This window comes from Marivita cryptomonadis, assembly GCF_002115725.1.
In the GTDB taxonomy this organism is placed as follows: domain Bacteria; phylum Pseudomonadota; class Alphaproteobacteria; order Rhodobacterales; family Rhodobacteraceae; genus Marivita; species Marivita cryptomonadis.
This window is the reverse complement of record NZ_JFKD01000011.1, coordinates 83,639-105,460: the sequence shown is the minus strand read 5'-3', so window position 1 is coordinate 105,460 and position 21,822 is coordinate 83,639. Positions and strand designations below refer to the sequence as shown.

The 21,822-nt window shown below is 60.8% G+C and carries 15 protein-coding genes and 1 tRNA gene; 7 read left to right on the top strand and 9 right to left on the bottom strand.

Features of this window, described 5'->3' with window-relative positions; translation table 11 throughout:
* Nucleotides 1-16: 16 nt before the first annotated feature.
* The gene (gene recA / locus MCRY_RS13540) at nucleotides 17-1,099 is read right to left on the bottom strand and encodes a recombinase RecA (protein ID WP_085630747.1); all 1,083 of its coding nucleotides are present in this window, start codon (nucleotides 1,097-1,099) and stop codon (nucleotides 17-19) included.
* Nucleotides 1,100-1,280: 181 nt separating this feature from the next.
* Here recA and MCRY_RS13535 point away from each other — a divergent pair, with 181 nt between their 5' ends.
* Nucleotides 1,281-1,886, top strand: a complete 606-nt coding sequence (locus MCRY_RS13535; protein ID WP_085630745.1) for a gamma-glutamyl kinase — start codon at nucleotides 1,281-1,283, stop codon at nucleotides 1,884-1,886.
* A gap of 9 nt (nucleotides 1,887-1,895) precedes the next feature.
* Here the strand turns inward: MCRY_RS13535 and MCRY_RS13530 are convergent, their stop codons facing one another.
* From MCRY_RS13530 to guaB, 3 genes are all read right to left on the bottom strand, one after another.
* The gene (locus MCRY_RS13530) at nucleotides 1,896-4,223 is read right to left on the bottom strand and encodes a hybrid sensor histidine kinase/response regulator (RefSeq protein ID WP_244897912.1); all 2,328 of its coding nucleotides are present in this window, start codon (nucleotides 4,221-4,223) and stop codon (nucleotides 1,896-1,898) included.
* Nucleotides 4,224-4,317: 94 nt separating this feature from the next.
* Nucleotides 4,318-5,469, bottom strand: coding sequence for an RsmB/NOP family class I SAM-dependent RNA methyltransferase (locus tag MCRY_RS13525; RefSeq protein ID WP_085630741.1), 1,152 nt, complete (start codon nucleotides 5,467-5,469; stop codon nucleotides 4,318-4,320).
* An 18-nt stretch (nucleotides 5,470-5,487) separates the two neighbouring features.
* Nucleotides 5,488-6,936, bottom strand: a complete 1,449-nt coding sequence (guaB, locus tag MCRY_RS13520; protein WP_085630739.1) for an IMP dehydrogenase — start codon at nucleotides 6,934-6,936, stop codon at nucleotides 5,488-5,490.
* Nucleotides 6,937-7,073: 137 nt separating this feature from the next.
* Here guaB and MCRY_RS13515 point away from each other — a divergent pair, with 137 nt between their 5' ends.
* Together MCRY_RS13515 and MCRY_RS13510 are read left to right on the top strand one after the other, a co-directional pair.
* Nucleotides 7,074-8,033: an agmatinase gene (locus MCRY_RS13515; RefSeq protein WP_085630737.1), complete on the top strand. Its 960-nt coding sequence runs from the start codon at nucleotides 7,074-7,076 to the stop codon at nucleotides 8,031-8,033.
* Nucleotides 8,034-8,132: 99 nt separating this feature from the next.
* Complete coding sequence (locus MCRY_RS13510; RefSeq protein ID WP_085630735.1) at nucleotides 8,133-9,284, top strand: CaiB/BaiF CoA transferase family protein; 1,152 nt, start codon at nucleotides 8,133-8,135, stop codon at nucleotides 9,282-9,284.
* Nucleotides 9,285-9,612: 328 nt separating this feature from the next.
* Here the strand turns inward: MCRY_RS13510 and MCRY_RS13505 are convergent, their stop codons facing one another.
* Nucleotides 9,613-10,080, bottom strand: a complete 468-nt coding sequence (locus MCRY_RS13505) for a DM13 domain-containing protein (protein WP_085630884.1) — start codon at nucleotides 10,078-10,080, stop codon at nucleotides 9,613-9,615.
* A gap of 160 nt (nucleotides 10,081-10,240) precedes the next feature.
* Here MCRY_RS13505 and MCRY_RS13500 point away from each other — a divergent pair, with 160 nt between their 5' ends.
* On the top strand, nucleotides 10,241-12,289 hold the full coding sequence (locus MCRY_RS13500; protein WP_085630733.1) for an ASKHA domain-containing protein: 2,049 nt from the start codon (nucleotides 10,241-10,243) through the stop codon (nucleotides 12,287-12,289).
* Nucleotides 12,290-13,229: 940 nt separating this feature from the next.
* On the opposite strand, the gene MCRY_RS13490 is transcribed toward MCRY_RS13500, so the two are convergent.
* Together MCRY_RS13490 and MCRY_RS13485 are read right to left on the bottom strand one after the other, a co-directional pair.
* Nucleotides 13,230-13,826 (bottom strand): SDR family oxidoreductase, encoded by a 597-nt coding sequence (locus tag MCRY_RS13490; RefSeq protein ID WP_085630729.1) that lies wholly within the window; start codon nucleotides 13,824-13,826, stop codon nucleotides 13,230-13,232.
* A 30-nt stretch (nucleotides 13,827-13,856) separates the two neighbouring features.
* Nucleotides 13,857-15,233, bottom strand: a complete 1,377-nt coding sequence (locus MCRY_RS13485; protein WP_085630727.1) for an NAD-dependent succinate-semialdehyde dehydrogenase — start codon at nucleotides 15,231-15,233, stop codon at nucleotides 13,857-13,859.
* A gap of 133 nt (nucleotides 15,234-15,366) precedes the next feature.
* On the opposite strand from MCRY_RS13485, the gene MCRY_RS13480 reads away from it, so the two are divergent.
* Together MCRY_RS13480 and MCRY_RS13470 are read left to right on the top strand one after the other, a co-directional pair.
* Nucleotides 15,367-15,440, top strand: a tRNA-Gly gene (locus MCRY_RS13480).
* 135 nt (nucleotides 15,441-15,575) lie between these two features.
* Nucleotides 15,576-16,505 (top strand): hypothetical protein, encoded by a 930-nt coding sequence (locus MCRY_RS13470; RefSeq protein WP_138488173.1) that lies wholly within the window; start codon nucleotides 15,576-15,578, stop codon nucleotides 16,503-16,505.
* A 170-nt stretch (nucleotides 16,506-16,675) separates the two neighbouring features.
* On the opposite strand, the gene mfd is transcribed toward MCRY_RS13470, so the two are convergent.
* Together mfd and MCRY_RS13460 are read right to left on the bottom strand one after the other, a co-directional pair.
* Nucleotides 16,676-20,152 carry a transcription-repair coupling factor gene (gene mfd, locus MCRY_RS13465; protein ID WP_085630721.1) on the bottom strand — a complete coding sequence of 1,159 codons (3,477 nt, stop codon included), beginning with the start codon at nucleotides 20,150-20,152 and terminating at the stop codon, nucleotides 16,676-16,678.
* A 33-nt stretch (nucleotides 20,153-20,185) separates the two neighbouring features.
* Nucleotides 20,186-20,713 (bottom strand): component of SufBCD complex, encoded by a 528-nt coding sequence (locus tag MCRY_RS13460; RefSeq protein ID WP_085630719.1) that lies wholly within the window; start codon nucleotides 20,711-20,713, stop codon nucleotides 20,186-20,188.
* 102 nt (nucleotides 20,714-20,815) lie between these two features.
* On the opposite strand from MCRY_RS13460, the gene hemB reads away from it, so the two are divergent.
* On the top strand, nucleotides 20,816-21,817 hold the full coding sequence (hemB, locus tag MCRY_RS13455) for a porphobilinogen synthase (RefSeq protein WP_085630717.1): 1,002 nt from the start codon (nucleotides 20,816-20,818) through the stop codon (nucleotides 21,815-21,817).
* The last annotated feature ends 5 nt before the right edge of the window (nucleotides 21,818-21,822 follow it).

Sequence of the window (21,822 nt, the reverse complement as noted above, 5' to 3'; positions counted from 1 at the left end):
CGCCGTCTGCGTTTGTTCAGGATTCGACGATGTCGTCGGTGGTGTCGTCGTCATCCGATGCGGACATGTCGAAATCCAGCCCGTGTGCGGCGCGGATCTTGTCTTCGATCTCAAGCGCAATGGCCGTGTTTTCCTTGAGGAAGTTCTTGACGTTCTCCCGGCCCTGCCCGATCCGCTCGTCCCCGTAGGAATACCACGCACCCGATTTCTCGACCACTCCGGCCTTCACGCCAAGGTCGATCAATTCCCCGGTTTTGGAGATGCCTTCGCCATACATGATGTCGAATTCCACCTGCTTGAACGGCGGTGCAACCTTGTTTTTGACCACTTTCACGCGGGTGGCGTTGCCCACCACTTCGTCACGGTCCTTGATCGCACCGATGCGGCGGATGTCCAAACGCACCGAGCTGTAAAATTTGAGAGCATTGCCGCCTGTGGTGGTTTCAGGGCTGCCAAACATCACGCCAATCTTCATGCGGATCTGGTTGATGAAGATCACCATGCAGTTGGACCGTGAAATCGAGCTGGTGAGTTTCCGCATCGCTTGGCTCATCAGGCGTGCATGTACGCCGACACTGCTGTCGCCCATATCGCCCTCAAGCTCTGATTTCGGCGTGAGCGCAGCAACCGAGTCGATAACGACAAGGCTAACCGCGCCAGATCGGACCAGCGTATCCACGATCTCGAGCGCTTGTTCGCCAGTGTCGGGCTGCGAGATCAGAAGCTCGTCAAGATCGACGCCCAGTTTCTTGGCATATTGCGGATCAAGCGCGTGTTCCGCGTCGACAAAGGCACAAACGCCGCCTTTCTTCTGTTCTTCGGCCACGGAATGCAGGGTCAGCGTCGTCTTGCCCGAGCTTTCCGGCCCATAGATTTCGATGATCCGACCCTTCGGCAGGCCCCCGATACCAAGCGCAATGTCGAGCCCAAGTGATCCTGTCGAAGTCGATTCAATGTCACGCATGGCGTTTTCGCCACCCAGCTTCATGATCGAGCCCTTGCCGAACTGGCGTTCGATCTGCGCAAGCGCCGAATCGAGGGCTTTTTGTTTGTTCGCGTCCCGCTTGCTGTCCATGGTAAGAAGATCTGCCGTTGCCATTGCTTTTGATCCTTATTCCACACCCCGTCCGGGGCGGCAATTGCTGCTTTTGTTCGCCTCTTGTTCTCATTCTTTATGAGATCAAAACGCGAACATTTCAATATTTATTTTCACCTCCACTGTTGCGCGCTTTGGTTAAGGAGTGGTTTATAAAACCTCAAAAGGGATCGGAGCAGCGCGTATGATGGTGTTTTGGAACGAACGGCTTGTGCTGCTCTCGGTGCCCAAGACGGGCACTCATGCCTATACACAGGCACTTGGGCCGCGCGCGTCGATGGTCGTCACCGATCCACCCGATCTGAAGCACGCACCGGTCTATCGCTACAACCGATTCTTCCGCCCGATGTTCGAGAAGATGGGCGCCGAGGACATGGAGCTTGTTGCAGTGATCCGCGAGCCGCTCAGCTGGCTGGGCAGTTGGTATCGGTATCGACAGCGCCCGGCGCTTGATGGACGACCGACCTCGACCAAAGGGCAGAGTTTTGATGCCTTTCTGACCGCCTGCTGCGCCGAAACACCACCGCCTTTTGCAAATGTCGGCAATCAGGCGAAATTCGTCGAAGCGCGGCCAAACGGCACCGCGGTGCGCCATTTTTTCCGCTATGAAGATCAAGCCGGTTTGCGGGCCTTCCTGACTGAGCGTTTGGGGCCTTTGCCTGACATTCCAGCCGCCAATGTCTCTCCGAAGCTGCCACTCGACATGTCTGCCTCGGTGGCGGCGGAGGTGCGCCGTGCGCGGGCTGCGGAGTTTGCATTGTGGGAGTCGATCCCGCTGCGCGGAGCCTGATACAACCCTCTACTGCACCGGTGTCTGCCTTTCTGTCGCGCCCTGTATCGCGAGTTGCTGGTTTACGATTGAGGTCAATTCAGTGAGTGAAAACGGCTTGGCCAGAAAGGCCGAGGCTTCGATCCGCGCGCCCTGAGACTTGAACACGTCTTCCGCATAACCGGACATGAACACCACCGGCACCTCGGGGCGCATTTGCCGGGCTTTGCGCACCCAGCTTGGCCCGTCGAGGCCCGGCATCACCACGTCTGTGACGAACACATCCACTTTTAGCTCGGCGTCCTTCAACAATTCCAGCGCGTCCTCGGCGGTGCTGGCCTCGATCACGCGAAACCCGCGATGGGCCAGCGCGCGCGAAGCAAAAGCCCGAACCGGCGCTTCGTCCTCGACCAAAAGGACAACACCATCGCCATGACGCACCGGAATCGGGCGTGGCGGTTCCGGTGCGATGATGGGTTCGACCACAGGGTCATCACAGACCGGGAACATGAGCGTAAAGACGCTACCGCGTCCCGGCGTGCTGTCGACAAAGATAAAGCCGCCCGTCTGTTTGACGATGCCGTACACTGTCGAAAGCCCCAATCCGGTGCCTTCGCCCGTGCGCTTGGTGGTGTAGAACGGCTCGAACACCTTTTCGAGCTTGTCCGCCGCGATCCCGGTGCCATCGTCCTGCACCCGCACCACGACATACGCGCCCGCCGGCACATGTGCCCGGCCTTGGTTCAAGGGCGTATTCAGAATGCGATGATCGGTCTCGATCAGAATTGTGCCGCCCTTTGACATTGCGTCGCGTGCATTGACGACAAGGTTCATGATCACCTGTTCCAATTGCCGCTTGTCGGCGCGAATGGGCGGCAGCGCCGGAAGCTGACGCAGGTCAAGTGCGATCTTTTCGCCCACGAGCCGGTTCAACAGATGTGTCAGGTCCGACAGGATGTCGCGCAGTTCAAGACGTTCCGGGCGTAGGGTCTGCTTGCGGGAAAAGGCCAACAATTGTCCCACGAGCGCTGCTGCGCGGTTGGCGTTCTGGTGGATCTGGACAAGATCACCATATTCCGGATCCCCGGGGTCGTGCCGCAGGAGCAACAAGTCGCAATGGCCTGATATCGCTGTCAGAAGATTGTTGAAATCATGCGCCACCCCACCTGCAAGCTGACCGATGGCCTGCATTTTCTGGCTTTGCACGAACTGCGCCTCAAGGCTTTTGAGCTCGGTCGCATCGTTCAGAACCGCCACAAGCAGAACCTTGCCGTCCTCCACCACGCGGGTCAGGGTCACCTGAACGAAAATCTCACGCTCGGGGCGGGTCAGGCGGAGGAATTCGGATCGCCCAAGCCCCTTGCCCGCCGCCGCATCGGCCAGCCAATCCGGGATCGACCGGCCCAACCCTTCCATCAGGTCCGAAAGGCTTCGGTCGCGTTCGGCATCGGCATGCAGCAAATCCCGTGCACAGCGGTTTACGTTCGTGACATCGCCTTGTGGCGAAACCTTGAGCAATGGAACGGGCAGAGTTTCGAAACCCATATCCTCGGGAAGGGACGGCACTGGTATGGGTTTGGGGACAAACACCACCTCTTCCCGCCCGGCCCCTGCTGGGTGGACATTGATGACAAAGTCCTGTGCCGTACCATCGGTGCCGACACGGTGGGTCTGCCCTGGTCGAAGCGGTGGATCGGTGATCAGATCTTCCAACGACCGGACCCTCCCGCCCGCAAGATCCCGCGCAGCCGCGTTCATCCAAAGCACGGTCCCCCCGCGTCCGATGGTCAGCGTCGGGTAAACCGTTGCCAGCCCGGCGGCATCAGTGTCGGCGGAGCGCGCAACGTCCAGCCGCCACAAAAGCGCCGTTGGACCCACCTGATGCGCCGACACGTCAAACCGCCGATCCGGAAGCACAACTGTTTCTGACGCGATTCCCTGTCGCAAAGCCGCAGTCTGCACCCGGTGAATCAAGCCCGCGGCATCGACGATCTGCATCTCGATCAAAGCGCGGAGCATCTGGCCGGTCTGCGCCCGCAATTTCTTGACGCCCGCCCGGTTGGTTTGCAGCACAAGACCCTGCAGATCGGTCATGACGCAGGGCACGACATCATGTTCGACAAGCAAGGCAATGTGATTCAATGATCTTTTCTGCCGCCAGAGACTAAGGTTGCGCAGCGCGACAAGCCAAAAGAACGCGCAACCGAAGGCAATTGAGGCAAACACCAGCAGGCTGCGTACGCCATTGGCCGGTGCTGTTATGGCCAAACCTGCGGAAACACAGGCGCAGATAAGCATCCACGTGGGTGCCGATACACCATAGCGGGAAACGGATGGGCTTGGGTCGATGACGGTCACAGCATGGTCCCCGGAACACTGGTTCCCTGCCATTAGACCGCATGACACTTAAGCGACGCTTAACAAGGATGCGCGTATAAGTTGTATCTTAGACTCATGATCTCGTCAAGATGGCAGAGAAGAAGCCATCACCACCTGACTGAAGCCCAAACCGCGTCTGCTGCCCACATGTCCAATCGGGATGGCGGGTCAGAAAGCTCTCGATCTGATCCTCGTTTTCCGATTTGAGAACCGAGCAGGTCACATAGGCCAGGCTGCCGTTCGGCGCGACAAGCCCCGTGACCTTATCGAGGATGTGAGCCTGCGTCTGGTGCAGGCCAGCAAGGCTGTCCGGGGTCAGCCGCCATTTGCCCTCAGGGGCTCTGCGCCATGATCCGCTGCCGGAACAGGGCACATCGCACAGAACGAGATCATAGGGGCCTTTGGGTTTGTCGGTGCGCATCACACGGGCGTCCGCCCTTTCCGCACGTTCCGGCAGGTCCGTCATGCGGCGCGGGTCGGCGTCATGTGCATCAACGGGGCCGTCAATACGCGCCGCAAGCGCAAGTGTCTTGCCGCCACCGCCGGCGCAATAATCAAGACACCGCATCCCTTTGAAAACAGGCAAGGTTTCGATTACAGCTTGGCTCGACACGTCCTGCAATTCGACAAGCCCTGTACGGTAGGCCGTGCTTTGGGCGATACGCCGTGCACCGTCGGTAACCTCCAGCGCTGTGGCGCACAGAGGATGCGGCGTGCTCTCTATGCCATCATTGCGCAATGCGTCCTGTGCTCTGGCCAAATCGGCCTTGAGCAGGTTGACCCGAAGAAACACCGAGGCACGATGCCTCAAGGCCTCTGCCATTACATCAGCATCACCAGACAGGTCATTGAGAAATATCGCATAAAGCCAATCAGGCAGATCGACGGCTTCGGCCCCAACGGGATTTTGCCCTGCTTGTCGCTCTGTGTCGGTGCAAGCTGCTAGCGCATAGCCTTCGCCGGTGAACACAGTTTCCGGGTCGTCACCTGTCTGACGCAACCGACCCAGCACGCGCGCGCGCCCTGTCTCTCCCCCACCAAGGGCTGCGGTGCTCCGCCAGCAGCGCAGGATGTCATAGACATGATCCCGGATCGCTGCGCGGTCCTTGGACCCGGCAAAGCGCGACTTGCGCGCCCATGTGGTCAGCGCCTTTTCCGCCGGTTCTCCGGCTTCGATCTGGTCGAGAACGCTGGCGGCAGCGGCCCATCGTGCGGCTGGTGTCATGCGGGCAGGCTCTTGCGATCAGCCAAGGCGATAATTCGGCGACTCGCGGGTGATCTGCACGTCATGCACGTGGCTTTCCTTGAGGCCCGCGCCTGTGATCTTGACGAATTGGCAGTTGCTCCGCATTTCTTCGATGGTCGCGCACCCGGTATAACCCATGGCCGCGCGCAGGCCGCCAACCAACTGGTGCAGCACTGTTCCCGCCGAGCCCTTGTAGGGCACCTGTCCTTCGATGCCTTCGGGCACCAGCTTGTCGCTGGCCGCGTCCTTCTGGAAATAGCGGTCGGCCGATCCACGCGCCATTGCTCCGATCGACCCCATGCCGCGATAGGCTTTGAAGCTGCGGCCCTGGTACAGGATCACCTCACCGGGGGATTCGTCGGTGCCCGCAATCATGCTGCCGACCATCGCGCAGGACGCGCCCGCAGCAATCGCTTTGGCGAAATCACCCGAGAACTTGATGCCACCGTCTGCGATCACCGGAGTGTCGCCTGCTTCTTTCGCGCAATCCATGATGGCAGTCAGCTGCGGCACGCCCACACCCGCGACCATGCGCGTGGTGCAAATCGACCCCGGACCGATCCCGACCTTGACCGCATCGGCCCCTGCGTCGATCAGTGCGCGCGTGGCCTCTGCCGTGGCGACGTTGCCCGCGATCACCTGCACCTCATTCGACAGGGTCTTGGCGCGGGTCACCGCTTCGATCACGCCGCGAGAATGACCATGTGCTGTGTCGATGACCACGATGTCCACACCTGCCGCAACGAGTTCTTGTGTCCGCTCGAAACCGGCATCGCCGACCGATGTGGCAGCAGCGACGCGCAGGCGGCCCAGATCATCTTTGCAGGCGGTCGGGTTCAGCACAGCCTGTTGCGTGTCCTTGAGCGTGAGAAGGCCTGTCAGCTTGTCGCTGCCATCCACGACCAGCAGCTTTTCAATGCGGCGCGACTTCATCAGGCTGATCGCCTCTTCGCGGTCGGCGGGTTCGCGCAGGATCGCCAGATTGCTCGAGGTCATCATCACGCTGACCGGCGTGTCGTCGGATGTGGCAAAGCGCATGTCGCGATTGGTCACGATGCCGACCACGCGGCCCTGCTCGTCCACCACGGGGAAGCCGGTGAAGTTATAGCGCTCAATCAACGCCTTGGCGTCGGCCAGCGTCTGGTTGGGCCGCAGAGTGACCGGGCTGTAGACAATGCCAGATTCGAACCGCTTGACGCGTCGCACTTCGCGGGCCTGCTGTTCAACGCTGAGGTTCTTGTGGATCACCCCTATGCCGCCCGCCTGCGCCATTGTGATCGCCATGCGACCTTCGGTGACCGTGTCCATGGCAGAACTCAGCAACGGGATGTTCAAAGCGATGGTTTTTGTCACCCATGTGCGGGTGTCGGCAGTCGACGGAAGAACTTCTGACGCACCCGGCACCAGCAGAACATCATCAAAGGTGAGAGCCTCGCGAATCTCCATCGGAATCCCTTTCCACGGACAGCATCGTTAGGCACGTCCCTATCGCATGGGTTGCCGGTGGTGGAAAGCCCCAATCCGCCCTTTACGGCAGCAAAGCGCTGTCGCAGTCTGGCGCCAGATCAACAGGAGCATCATCCATGTCTCACGGATACGAAGCAGGCCGCCTGAACCTGCCTTTCACCGGCATCTGCACCTTTGGCCGCAACCCTTATGTTGCAGACTGGTCCACCATCGACGCCGATGTGGCCATCCTGGGCGCACCGTTCGATGCGGGCACACAATGGCGTGCGGGCGCACGGTTCGGACCACGTGGCGTGCGCGAGGCATCGACATTGTTTAGCTTTGGTCATGCCGGGGCGTATGACCACGAAGACGACGTGACCTACCTGGCCGATACGCGCATCGTCGATCTGGGCGATGCCGATATCGTTCACACCGACACGGTCCAAAGCCATGCCAATATCCGCAAGGGAGTCGAGGCCATTCGGGCGGCAGGTGCCCTGCCTGTGGTGATCGGCGGCGATCATTCGATCAACATCCCCTGCATCGATGCGTTCGAAGGTGCAAAGCCGTTCCATATCCTGCAGATCGACGCGCATCTTGATTTCGTCGATGAACGTCACGGGGTGCGCAATGGCCACGGCAATCCGATGCGTCGTGCTTCTGAGAAAGCATGGGTCAGTGGCATGACACAGGTCGGCATCCGCAACGTAAGCTCGACCGCGCGCGAAGGTTATGAGGCTGCCCGCGCCTGCGGATCAGACATCCTGTCGGTGCGGCAGGCCCGTGCGCTTGGTCCGGATGGTGTGGCAAACCGCCTGCCACAAGGCGCGCCGGTTTACATCACGATCGACATCGACGCGTTCTGCCCGTCCATCGCGCCCGGCACCGGCACCCCCAGCCATGGCGGGTTTTTGTATTACGACGTGCTGGAACTGCTGCAACAGGTGGCCAACCGACACGAGATCGTCGGCATCGACCTTGTTGAAGTGGCGCCCGATTACGATGCGACAGGCGCTACGTCGATCCTCGCGGCGCAGGTGCTGATGAACCTGCTGGGCTTCATTTTCCACGCCCGCGCGCAGCGCGACGGATGAGCACAGCAGTCGGGTTTTCGCCGACCCGACACCGCCCTGTTGCACTTATGTGCTGGGCTGCGTTCACTTGACAGAAACCACGACTCGACAGGGACACCCATGACCAAACCGCTTGCAGGTATCACTATACTTGACCTGACCCATGTGCTGGCTGGCCCGTACTGTTCGATGACGCTGTGTGACTTGGGGGCGCATGTGATCAAGGTGGAACGCCCCGTGATCGGCGATGACACCCGCGCCTTCCCTCCCTTCACCAAGGGCAAGTCTGCCTATTTCGCCACGATCAACCACGGCAAGAAATCCATCGCGCTTGACCTCAAGGCCGAAGGCGATCGTGCGATTTTCGAGCGTCTCTTGGCGCGGGCCGATGTGATCCTTGAAAACTACCGTCCCGGCGTGATGGAGCGGATGGGCTATGGCTGGGACGATCTGCACACACAATACCCCCGCCTGATTTACGGTGCGGTCTCGGGGTTCGGCCACACCGGACCCGAGGCCAAGCGCCCCGCCTATGACATGGTGGTACAGGCGCGCGGCGGCGTGATGTCGATCACTGGCGAAAAGGACCGCGAGCCGGTGCGCGTTGGGGCCTCTGTTGGGGATATCGTCGCGGGCATGTTCCTGTGCCAGGGCGTGCTGGCGGCGCTCGTGGACCGGGAACGGACAGGACAGGGGCGTAAGGTCGATGTGGCGATGCTGGATTCGCAACTGGCGATTCTCGAACATGCGGTTGCCATCACCTCGGTGACGGGGACACCGCCGGGCCCCACCGGGGCACGGCATCCGTCGATTGCCCCATTTGAAACCTTCCATGCCGCGGACGGACTTTTTGTGATTGCTGCCGGCAATGATGTCTTGTTCGAAAAACTGTGTGTTGCGCTGAACCTTCCGCTTGCTGATGATGCCCGCTTTGCCACCAACCCGGCACGGGTTGAAAACGCGCGCCTGCTCAAACGGTTGATCGAGGCGGTGACGCTCGACAAGACCCGTGCCCATTGGATCGCCAAGCTGGGCGCCGCAGGCATCCCAAGCGGTCCGATCCAGAACGTGGCTCAGGCGATGCGGGACCCGCAGATTCTGGCGCGCAATATGGTGGTGGATGTGCTGGACAGAAACGGTCGGCCGGCGTTCAAAGCGGCGGGGAACCCGATCAAGATGAGCGGGCTGGGTGATCCGACCGTGCGCGCCGCCGCACCCGATCTCGACGGTGACCGGGGTGAAATCCTGCGCTGGCTGGAGGAAAAGGGCTAAGCCCCTACGAATAGGCTTCTCCGCAACGGACGCAGGCTTTCCACATCCTTAACGCCTCTGCTGCACCTTCCGCCGCACAAAAGCTTTTGAGCGGGAAGGGTCACTCCCATGCCGCGACACGTGAACTGACATCGCTCTCAGACGCCCCAATACGGGGACGACCATGAGAGACCGGTCACATCAGGCCTCCGATCTGGGGGTACAGGTCCAAAGCCACGGCTTTGCCAGCATGAGAGACGGTCAGGCCTAAGGGGCGGCGCCGCTTCCACATGAAAAAACGATTGCCACGACCCCTGCCCGCATGTGCGTGGCGGGGCCGTCGTGCCTGTTATTTGTATTGTCCTGCTGTGATGAACTCGCCGAACGCTTCGCACCAAACCACCACGGTAGTGTATTTGGCCACGTCGACGCCCTCCGGCACCTCGAGCAGGAAGCCCGAGAAGGATTTGACGTCACCGATCAGCACCGCATCCGCCTTGATCGGCTCGAATGCGTCTTCGTGATCGACAAACTCCTTGGTCAGGTACAGCTTGTAATCCGGCCCCGGTGCCAGCTTGCCCTCGTGCACGATCTCCTCGGCTGTGACGCTGATCATGCCTTCCCCCCAATGCAGGAAATCACTGCCGCGCAACTCGCGTGTCAGCTCCACTGAATAAAGCGCCCGTGCTGCCTTTTCCTCCAGCATCGCGGCGTCTGGTGCGGGGGCCGCGGTCAGGATCGGCAGGATATAGATGCCAAGCGCCAAACCGGCGGCAAACGCCGCACCGTGAGTGATCAGGCGAAAGAGGTTGCGCATGGTGTGTCCTTTGCTCGGGCGTGTGTCACCATGCGCCTGACATGGCGACTGGTCAACGGCAGCAATGATGACGCTCTGCATAAAGATTATGACGCAATTCACCTTTTTCCCACCGCGCGGAACGCTATGGTCCCGATCAACCAAGGCCAGAGAGAATCCCATGTCCAATCAAGACCCGCTCGTCGTCTTCACCCCGTCCGGCAAACGCGGCCGGTTTCCCGTCGGCACCCCGGTGCTCACCGCTGCGCGGCAATTGGGTGTGGACCTCGACAGCGTCTGTGGCGGGCGGGGCATCTGTTCGAAATGCCAGATCACGCCGGGCTATGGTGAGTTCTCCAAACATGGTGTCACCGCCCGCGACGGTGCGCTGTCCGATTGGAACGCGGTCGAGGCGCGCTACGACGAAAAGCGTGGGCTAAAACAGGGGCGCCGTCTGGGATGTCAGGCCAAGGTGCAGGGCGACATCGTGATCGACGTGCCGCCGGAATCCCAAGTCCACCGTCAGGTCGTGCGCAAGGCCGCCAGCGCGCGGGTGATCGAAATGGACCCCGCCACGCGGCTTTACTACATCGTGGTAGATGAGCCTGACATGCACACGCCCACCGGCGATTTGGAACGTGTGGCCCGGGCGCTCAAGGACCAGTGGGAGATTGACAAGATCACCTGCGAATTCCCGGTCCTGACCCAGCTGCAAACAACCCTGCGCAAAGGCAAATGGGCGATCACCGTCGCGCTGCACAAAACCAGCGCCACCGCCACACCCAGCATCATCGCGGCATGGCCGGGCCTGCATGAAAAGGGCCTCTACGGCCTTGCCATCGACCTTGGCTCCACCACCGTCGCGGCGCACCTGACCAATCTTGACACCGGCGAAGTCGTGGCAAGCTCGGGCATCATGAACCCGCAGATCCGCTTTGGCGAAGATCTGATGAGCCGTGTCTCCTATGCCATGATGAACCCCGGCGGCGACCATGAAATGACCCGCGCGGTGCGCGACGCGATCAACACGCTGGCCGAGGAGATTGCCAAAGAGGCGGGCATCGAAACCAACCTCATTCTGGAAACCGTGTTCGTCTGCAACCCGGTCATGCACCACCTGCTGCTGGGCATCGACCCGGTAGAACTCGGCCAAGCGCCCTTTGCGCTCGCCACGTCGGACCACCTCAACCTGACCGCCCGCGATCTGGACCTGACCACCCTGCCCGCCAGCGCACAGATCTACCTGCTGCCCTGCATTGCGGGCCATGTCGGGGCCGATGCCGCCGCTGTGGCACTGTCGGAACAGCCAGGCAAATCCGACGACCTCGTGCTGATCGTCGATGTGGGCACCAATGCGGAGATCCTCTTGGGCAACACCAGCCGCGTGCTGGCCTGTTCCTCGCCCACGGGCCCTGCGTTCGAGGGCGCGCAGATCTCATCCGGGCAACGCGCTGCCCCCGGCGCCATCGAGGCGATCCGCATCGACCCCGTCACCCGCGAACCGCGCTTCCGGGTCATTGGCTGTGACAAGTGGTCGGACGAGGACGGCTTCTGGGACGAGACCGCCGCCTCTGGCATCACCGGCATCTGCGGCTCGGGCATCATCGAGGCGGTGGCCGAGTTGCGCATCGCGGGGCTGCTCGACCCGTCGGGCCTGATCGGATCAGCGGCGCAGACCGGGACCGACCGCTGCTTTGCCGAAGGGCGCACCAACGCCTACCTGATCCACGACGCCACGGCCGAGGGCGGACCGCGCATCACCGTCACCCAAGGCGACATCCGCGCGATCCAGCTGGCCAAATCCGCGCTCTACGCGGGGGCGCGGTTGTTGATGGACGAGATGGGTGTAGACGTGGTGGACCGGGTGGTGCTTGCCGGCGCGTTCGGCGCGCATATCAGCGCCAAACACGCGATGGTGCTGGGGATGATCCCGGACGTGCCGCTCGACAAGGTCTCCAGCGCGGGCAACGCCGCAGGCACCGGGGCGCGCATCGCGCTGTGCAATCTGGCCGCACGGGCCGAGATCGAACGCACCGTGCGCCAGATCACCAAGGTCGAAACCGCCATCGAGCCGCGCTTTCAGGAACATTTCGTCGCCGCCAACGCCATCCCCCACGCCACCGACCCGTTCCCGGAATTGGGCAAGGTGGTGACGTTGCCCGTCGTCGGGTTCAACACGCAGGGGGATGGGAGTGATGGCGGTCGGGTGCGGCGGAGGAAGCGGGGGTGAAATATTGAGAGGCAATATTCGTGCAATCTCGAAGCTTGACACTTAACGAGAAACAAATCTCTAAAGAGATTGACGAATTATTTCGAGGAATAATCGTACCACTCAAGATTTGGATGCCTGTTTTAAATGGCTCCTCGTCAAAGAGCGATGAATACATCAAAGATATTGCTTTTGTTATCCTGCAATCCTGTTTGAAGGACACTATCGAAGTTCACACTAAGCGATTTGACGATTTAAAGAGGCGAGTGAACAAAAGTGGGCGCGTGAGCATGGTCGTCAGCTTTGAAGTTTTTGAGGAATTAGCTCTCATGCCGTCTTTGGTCTTCGAGGATATGACAGACAATGAACAAATCTTGCTAAGCCTCGTTCGGGATCGGCTAGTTCATGGGTACTTGGGTGGTCGAGTTAGCCCCCAAGACCGCGTAATTCGATTTGTGCGTGGAAAACGAATTGAGAAAAGTCCCGTTTCACCTGCCAAGATAAAAACAGTCATAGGCTTCAGTGACAAAGTCACTAGCGAAGAAATTCGACCTATACGGCTTCGCACGTTCCCCAAAATTTCTGCATACGCAAACAAAGCGATTAAGTTTAATTCACTGTATGATCAGTTCGGAGATTTGGACAAGTTCTTCGAATCAGGGTCTTTTCTGTATAGAAACGAGTGAGACATATAGAGCGCGTGATTTCACGCATTTTTTTGGAAGTTGGTTTTTGGAACGTGCAAGCACACACTCTCCAAATCCTCAACTTTGGATATTCTAAACTCCGCCGTCGCGCAGCGGCGGCGACGCGTCCGCCCGCCCCATGGCGGGCGCGTTCCGCGCCCACCCGGGCGGACGCTTGCACTGTGATCGGATGTGGTGACATGGCGTAGGGTGCGTGATTTCACGCACCTTCCCAACAATAAAGGTGCGTGATTTCACGCACCCTTCGGGATGATTTAAGCCGACGCCATCAACAGCGTCTTGCCGCGCCATTCCGGGTCATCCACCGCCTGCGCCAACACATGGGCCACGTCGCCCCGGGCGGCCTCGCCCTGCACGTCCACAGCATCGCCATAGACGATGTCGCGCGACCCATCTTCATCCGTCAGCGCCACGGGCCTCAGGATGGCAAAGTCCAGCCCTGACGCCTTGAGGTGTTCATCCGCCTCGTGCTTGGCCATCAGGTAATGCCCCAGCTTGCTGTCGGGGTCCGGGTCGCCCGCCCCCACGGTGCTGAGCATGACAAAGCGCGCCACGCCCGCATCCTTGGCCAGATCGACCAGCCGCTTGGCCCCGTCGCGGTCAACCTTGTCGGTCATTTCCGGCCCCGTGCCGCTGCCCGATCCGGCGGCAAAGACCACCACGTCACAGCCATCGCAGACGCCCTGTTGCAGGTCGGTCAGATCGCCGTGGCGCGTCTCGGTGCCATTCGGCAGATCCGAGGTGTCCGAGCTGTCGCGCACCAGCGCAATCGGGTGGTGACCATTGGCCAAGAGGGTTTGGGTCAGGCGCAGGCCTGTTTTGCCGGTGGCCCCGGCGACGAGAATATTCATGGTCTTTCCTTTCAGATGGGAGGGGTCGGTTCAGGGACGGAAGATCGCCTTGATGTTCACGAACTCCTTCATCCCGAACCCGCCATGTTCACGGCCGTAGCCTGAGTCCTTGACGCCGCCGAACGGCATGTTCGGATCCGCCGCGCCAAAACTGTTGATCCGCACCATGCCGGTGTCAAAGTGATCGCGGGCGAGTTTCATTGCGTGTTCCTCGTCCTGACAGAAGATGCCACCGCCCAGCCCGTAGCGGCTGTCATTGGCGATGCGCATCGCGTCCTCGTCATCCTTGGCGCGGATCACCGCCGCCACGGGGCCGAAGATTTCGTCGTCATAGGCGGGCATCCCCGGTGTAACCTCCGCCAGCACGGTGGCCGGGTAATAGTGCCCGGTGCCGTCTTTCGGATCGCCACCACACAGGAGTGTTGCACCCTTGGCGATGCTCTTGGTCACTTGTTCTGCCACGGTGTCGAACTGGTCTTGACTGGAGAGCGGCCCAAGCTGGGTGTCCTCGTCCATCGGGTCGCCCAGTTTGATGGCCTTCATCTGGTCGACAAAGGCATCGACAAAGGCGTCATAGACCGCGTCCGTCACCACAAAGCGCTTGGCCGAGACACAGGTCTCGCCGTTGTTGAACAGCCGCCCCATGACGCTGGTCTTCACGGCCAGTTCCACATCCGCCCTTTCAAGCACAAGGTAGGCGTCGTTCGACCCCAGTTCGAGAACCGTCTTCTTGAGGTGCTTGCTCGCCAGTGCGCCAATGTGCCGACCCGCGCCATCACTGCCGGTCATGGTCACGCCGCGCACAAGGTCGTGGGCGATCAACTCGTCCGAGGTGTCGTGGTCAATGATCACCACTTGGAACAGGTCTTCGGGCAGTCCCGCCTCGATACAGATCTCGCGCAGTTTGAGCCCGCTGCCCGTGCAGATCGACGCGTGTTTCAGCACCACACCATTGCCCGCCATCAGGTTCGCCGCGAGCACGCGCACCGGCTGGTAGAGCGGGAAGTTCCACGGCTGGATGGAGTAGATCACACCAATGGGGCTGAACGTGACGATCCCAGACTTTTCGCCCCCGCCATGGGTGCGGGTCTCATCGGCGAGTTCGGCAGGGCCGTGTTCGGCGGTGTATTCAAAGATTTGCGCGCAGAGTTCGACTTCGGTCTTGCCGTCACGGTACAGCTTGCCCACCTCGCGGGTCATCAACTCGGCCAGTTCACCCGCGTGGTTGCGCAGCGCTTTGGCGATCTTGGTCAGGTACGGCGCGCGGTCGCGATGGGACAGAGAGCGCCAGTCGAGAAAGGCCGCATGGCACGCCTCGACCTTGGCCATCACGGCGGACGGATCCATGACCTCGTATGTGGCAATGGCGGTTTCGGTGGCGGGATTGATGGTTTCCATCTTTGACATGCTGACCTCGAATGTGATTATCGGTTTCGTTGGTCAGGCAACGCGTGATTGGGGGGATCGTTCCCTTCGCCGCCCGAAGGTGCGGAGCGATCTTGACGCCGATCAGAGCGCGGCGTATCTCAGCCCGCAGAGCGCGGGTATGGTGAAAAGGTATCACGCGAGCTTCCCAAGCTTACGTTGCGGGTTCGATTCCCGCTACCCGCTCCACTCTCCGGCAACAGCGCACTTGGACGACAACAGAGCATTTGGCTTGCGTGGTTTTTTCTGCCAGTCTGTCACGTGCATTCGTGGCGGCCCGGTGCCGCAAACCTTATTGTCAAAGCTGATTTCCGGAGACCCGCCATGGTCGCCCCACCCCGGCCCGTTTTTCCCAAACCCCAGGTCAAAGGCACCTGCCGCCACTGCGCGCAGCCGCTTGCGCCCAAGGACAATCCCGCCGACGCGCTGTGCCATCGACCCTCTTGTGTGACGCGCCGCCAGATCGAGGCGGCGGCTGATATTGGACGGCGGACGTTGGCACGTGACGCCGCCTATCTTGAGGTCAGCCGCCGACGGGCGCGTCCCGTGCTGAAGGCTGCGGCTGCAGCGGTGGGGCAGCCGGATCTGGGCCAGATCGCCCACGGCATCGCGCCCCGGTTCGACCGCCCTCTGGTGCCTCTGCCCGACGACCGGCGCGCCGCTTTTGTCGCCCATCTCGATATGACGCTTGAGGAAAGTTACGCGCAGGCAGATGGGATCATTCGCGCCCCCGCACAGCCCGAGCATGACCCCGATTACATCACCCGCAGAAAAGAGGAACAGCCCGAGCCTGTAGTCGTCAATGCCAGCTGCATTGCCTGCCAAGGGGAATGTTGTCTGCACGGTGCGTCACGTATGGCGTTTATTGAGGTGGCGACGATCAACTATGTGCGCTGGTCCCGGCCTGACCTGACGCGGGACGAGATCCGTGATCTGTACCTGTCACACATCCCTGAAACATCGACCTCCGACAGTTGCGTCTATCATGGTGCGTTCGGCTGCACGCTGGAAAGGAACCTGCGCGCCGATATCTGCAACAGGTTTCAGTGCCGCTATCGCCTTGCGCTGATGGAGGACTATGCAAAAAAGCCCGGCCATGGCGCGGTTGTGGCGGGCCTGTCCGCCGACCATGTCGACGATCCCTCTGCCGGAGCGCCCTACCTGCGGGTGGTCTCGGTTTCTGAAGATCACGAGGTGCGGGTGCATGACACCCTCCGCCTGCCCGGCCTGCGTAAAGGGATGCCCAAGTTCTAAGGCCGGCGCCCGCGAAGTTTTGGTCGAACGGTGCGTCCTGCGTCTGGACGGGCTGTGAGCCGCCATCTGCGACACCGCCAAGCGGCGGAGCGATACGAGTGTCAGCCGCATCCCCCAAGCCGCCGCCTGCGATGCGTCGACGCTTGGCTCCTATGCGATGACGGACAGCCTCATGCCTTGGCCGATTTTGCGTCCTTCACCTTCTTCGCCAGATCCTGCGCAATCGAAAAGGCCCCTTTGATCTTGTCGCTGTCCTTTGCCCAGTCGCGGCGGACGATGATCTTGTTGTCCTTCACCTTGGCCAAGCCGTTCTGATCCTTGATGAAATCCACCAGACCTTCGGGTGAGGCGAATTTGTCATTGTGGAATTGGATCGTCACGCCCTTTGGCCCGCCGTCGAGTTTTGCAATCCCCGCCAGTTTGCACATCGCCTTGATGCGCACCACAAGTAGCAGCGTGTTCACTTCGCGCGGGAGTTTTCCAAAGCGGTCGATCAGTTCGGCCGCAAAGCCCTCCAACTCTACCTTGGTCGAGAGCGAGGACAGGCGGCGGTAAAGGCCCAGACGCACGTCCAGATCAGGCACATAGACCTCCGGAATCAATACCGATACGCCAAGATTGATCTGCGGTGCCCATTGGTCATGTGTCTCGGATAGCCCCTCCAATTCGCCGGATTTGATCTTGGCAATCGCCTCTTCCAGCATGGATTGGTACAACTCGTACCCCACATCGCGCATCTGGCCGGACTGTTCTTCGCCCAAAAGGTTGCCCGCGCCGCGAATGTCGAGGTCTTGGGAGGCCAGCGTAAATCCGGCCCCCAGCGTGTCGAGCGATCCCAGCACGCGCAGGCGCTTCTCGGCGGCGGGTGTCAGCTTGGCACGGGGTTTGGTCGTCAGATACGCATAGGCGCGGGTCTTGGATCGGCCCACCCTGCCCCGGATCTGATAAAGCTGCGACAGCCCGAACATGTCCGCGCGGTGGATGACCATGGTGTTCGCGGTGGGAATATCCAAACCGGATTCCACGATCGTCGTCGCCAACAGCACATCATATTTGCCGTCGTAAAACGCGTTCATGCGCGTGTCCAATTCGCCCGCCGCCATTTGGCCATGGGCCACGACATAGGACACTTCGGGCACCTGCGTTTTCAGGAAGTCTTCGATTTCAGGCAGGTCGCTGATGCGCGGCACCACGAAAAAACTTTGACCGCCGCGATAGTGTTCGCGCAGCAGACCTTCGCGGATGGTCACCGCGTCGAATTCGCTGACATAGGTGCGGATCGCCAGACGGTCGACGGGCGGCGTGCCGATAATCGACAGATCACGCACGCCGGACAGTGACAATTGCAGCGTGCGTGGGATCGGCGTGGCGGTCAGCGTCAGAACGTGGATGTCCGAGCGCAGTTGTTTCAGCCGCTCCTTGTGCGACACACCGAAATGTTGCTCTTCGTCGATGATCAACAGGCCAAGGTTCTGGAACCGGATGCCCTTGGCCAAAAGCGCATGGGTGCCGACGACGATATCGACAGTGCCACGGGCCAAGCCGTCTTTGGTGGCGGCGGCATCCTTGGCCGAGACAAAGCGCGACAAGGGTCTGACTTCCAACGGAAATCCCCGGAACCGTTCGGCAAAGCTCTTGTAGTGCTGGCGGGCGAGCAAGGTGGTCGGTGCGATCACCGCGACCTGAACGCCGGACATGGCCGCGACAAAGGCCGCGCGCATGGCAACTTCGGTTTTGCCAAAGCCCACATCGCCACAGATCAGCCGGTCCATCGGCTGACCGGAATGCATGTCCGCCATCACATCCTCGATGGCGCGCAGCTGGTCGTCGGTTTCCTGATACGGGAACCGGGCCGAGAACGAGTCCCACGCGCCCGGAGGCGGGTCCATGATCGGGGCTTTGCGCAAGGCGCGTTCCGCCGCCACACGGATCAGCTTTTCGGCCATCTCACGGATGCGCTCTTTCAGGCGGGCTTTCTTGGCCTGCCACGCACCACCGCCCAGCTTATCCAGAAAGCCTTCCTCGTGGCCATATTTGGACAGCAGTTCGATATTTTCGACCGGGAGGTAAAGCTTTGAGCTTTCGGCATATTCCAGCAGCAGGCACTCATGCGCAGCGCCCGCTGCGGTGATGACTTCCATCCCCAGATAACGGCCGATGCCATGATCCACATGCACCACCAGATCGCCTGGCGAAAGCGACTGGGTCTCGGTCAGGAAATTCTCGGCTTTGCGGCGCTTCTTGGGGGATCGGATCAGGCGGTCGCCGAGAACGTCTTGTTCGGACACCACAGTGATCCGCGCGTCCTTGCCTGCGTCAGACCACGGTGCCTCAAAGCCCTGTTCCAGCGGCCATACCAAAAGGTGCAAGCCGCGCTTGCCAACGCGGGTCAGGTTGTTGATCGCGATGGTCTCTGACAGGCCTTCGTCTTCGATCAAGCCGGTCAGTCGTTCGCGTGCACCTTCAGAATAGGACGCGATGACAACTGGGCCATCTTGCATCTTTTTGCGAACATGATCCGCCAACGCGCTGAAAAGGCTAATGCTTTCCTGCTGGCGTTCTGGTGCGAAATTACGCCCGATCCGCCCGCCTGCATCTACGACCTGCGGGCCCGAGGCTTGGGAGAGCGGATGGAACTGTACCACCCGACGGTCACCCAAAGCCGCGACCCATGCGGCATCGTCAAGGTATAGCTGTTCGGGCGACACCGGCTTGTAGACCGTGTCCATGCGCGACTTCTGTGCCAAGGTCGCCTTGCGGGTCTCGTACTGGTCCACGATCCCATCCCAACGAGAGATCCGCGCGGGTGTGATCTGGTCGTCCTGCGTGACCGGCACGCCGGGCAGATAATCGAACAGCGTTTCCAGTTTTGCGTGAAAGAACGGCAGCCAATGCTCCATCCCGGCCTGTTTGCGACCCGCGCTGACCGCTTCATAGAGCGGGTCGTCGCTGCCAGCAGCGCCAAACTCGATCCGGTAGTTCTGACGAAAGCGCGTGATCGCCGCCTCGTCCAGAATGACCTCGGATACCGGCGCCAACTCCACCAGATCCAACTTTTCCGTGGTGCGCTGCGTGGCGGGATCAAACCGCCGTGCACCGTCCAGCACATCCCCGAACAGATCAAGCCGCACCGGCCCACCATCGCCCGGTGGGTAGATGTCGATGATGCCGCCCCGAATGGCGTAATCGCCGGGTTCAAGCACCGTAGGCGCTTGGGAAAACCCCATGCGGACCAGGAAATTGCGCAGCGCCCCTTCGTTGACGCGCCCACCGACACGGGCGCTGAACGCAGCTTCACGCAGCACGTCTCGTGCGGGCACGCGCTGGGTTGCGGCGCTCATCGTGGTCAGCAACACGTATTGCGATGGCATCGCGTGCGTCAGCGCGGCCAGCGTCGCCATGCGCGTGGCGGAAATGTCGGGATTTGGCGACACCCGGTCATAGGGCAGACAATCCCAGCCGGGAAAGACAAAGACCGGCATCGCGGGCGCAAAGATCCGCAATGCGTCGCGCATCTGCGCCAGACGTCGGTCGTCGCGGGCGATGTGGCAAACCGCTCCGCCCTGTTTCTCGGCCTCTGCCAGAACCAGACGGGCGTCAAAGCCTTCGGGCGCACCGCCCATGGTGATGTGTTGGGATGTCTTCATAGCGCGCTCATGTGGCGCGCCGCCCGCCCCGCGTCAACCGCCAAGCGCACCGACACTGAGGTTCATGTACATGCCCCACATGGCGGTGATGAAAATTGAGACCATCCCGATGCCCTGAACCATCAAGCGATGCCGCCCAAGGCGTTTATACACCGCTTCAAGGTCATGGTCCTTTTCGTGCAGGGCACGGGCGGTGTGGACGCTCAGCAGGCTGACCAGCGACATCGGAAAAGCAAGAAGGAAAAGCGCTTGCGCGATCTCGACCCAATAGACCCAGCCCAAAACCGCAAACCCGGTAAGGAAAAACGCGCCCGACGCGATCACCCAAAGACCGGCTTCGTCGGCAATATACAGAAGGCGCGAGGTGTAGATGCGCAGCAGATCAGTCAGATCCTCGGCCGCTTGCCCACCTTTGCGCCGCGCGCGACCGACCATGTCGAACGGCACGCCAAGCACCCAATGGCTGGCCGTGGACCACACAACAGCAAGCGCGATCCAGAACCAGAGGTTGGAAAAAGACCGCATGTCGATCAGTTCGAAAACGGTTGAGTACCAATCCAAGGCGCGCGTAATCCCTTGTTCAAACGGCCTTAACGCGTGGCAGGCCTTGTTCCAGCGGTCATTCCATGCCACCCAATCACGGTAAAGACAAGGACTGCCCCAATGAAACCGATCACCCCCGCTTTTCCCGCCACACGTTTACGTCGTCTGCGCCGCACCGAAGGTTTGCGCGCCATGGTGCGTGAAAACACCCTGACGCCCGACGATTTCATCTGGCCGGTATTCGTGCGCGATGGTGACGGGATCGAGGAGCCTGTGGCGTCAATGCCCGGTGTTGTGCGGCGCTCAGTGGACAAGGTGGTCGAGGCGGCGCGCGAAGCCCACGCTCTGGGCATCCCGGCGATTTGCCTCTTTCCGTACACGAACCCCGCGCTCAAAACCGAGGATTGCGCCGAGGCGTGGAACCCCGAAAACCTGTCCAACCGCGCCACCCGCGCGATCAAGGACGCGGTGCCGGACTTGATGGTGATGACCGATGTGGCTTTGGACCCGTACAACATCACAGGCCATGATGGGTACATGGACGAACACGGCCACATCGTGAACGACCAAACCGTCGAGGCGCTGGTCAAGCAAACTCTGTCACAGGCGCGCGCCGGATCCGACATCATCGGCCCGTCCGATATGATGGACAGCCGCATCGCGGCGATGCGGGGCGCATTGGAAAGCGAAGGCTTTTCGAACGTTGCGATCCTCAGCTATGCCGCGAAATATGCCAGCGCCTTTTATGGTCCGTTCCGCGATGCAGTGGGCGCGTCGGGTGCATTCAAAGGCGACAAGAAGGGCTACCAGATGGACCCCGGCAATTCGGACGAGGCGATGCGCCTGATCGCGCGCGACTTGTCGGAAGGTGCCGACATGGTGATGATCAAGCCCGGGATGCCATATCTCGATATCTGCCGACGCACGAAGGACATGTTCGGTGTGCCGACGTTTGCCTATCAGGTGTCGGGCGAATACGCGATGCTGGCAGGGGCTGCCGAACGCGGCTGGCTGGATCATGACCGGGTGATGCTGGAAAGCCTGATGGCGTTCAAACGTGCAGGCTGCGATGGTGTTCTCACCTATTTTGCACCGGCCGCGGCACGGCTCCTCAACGGATAGCGGTG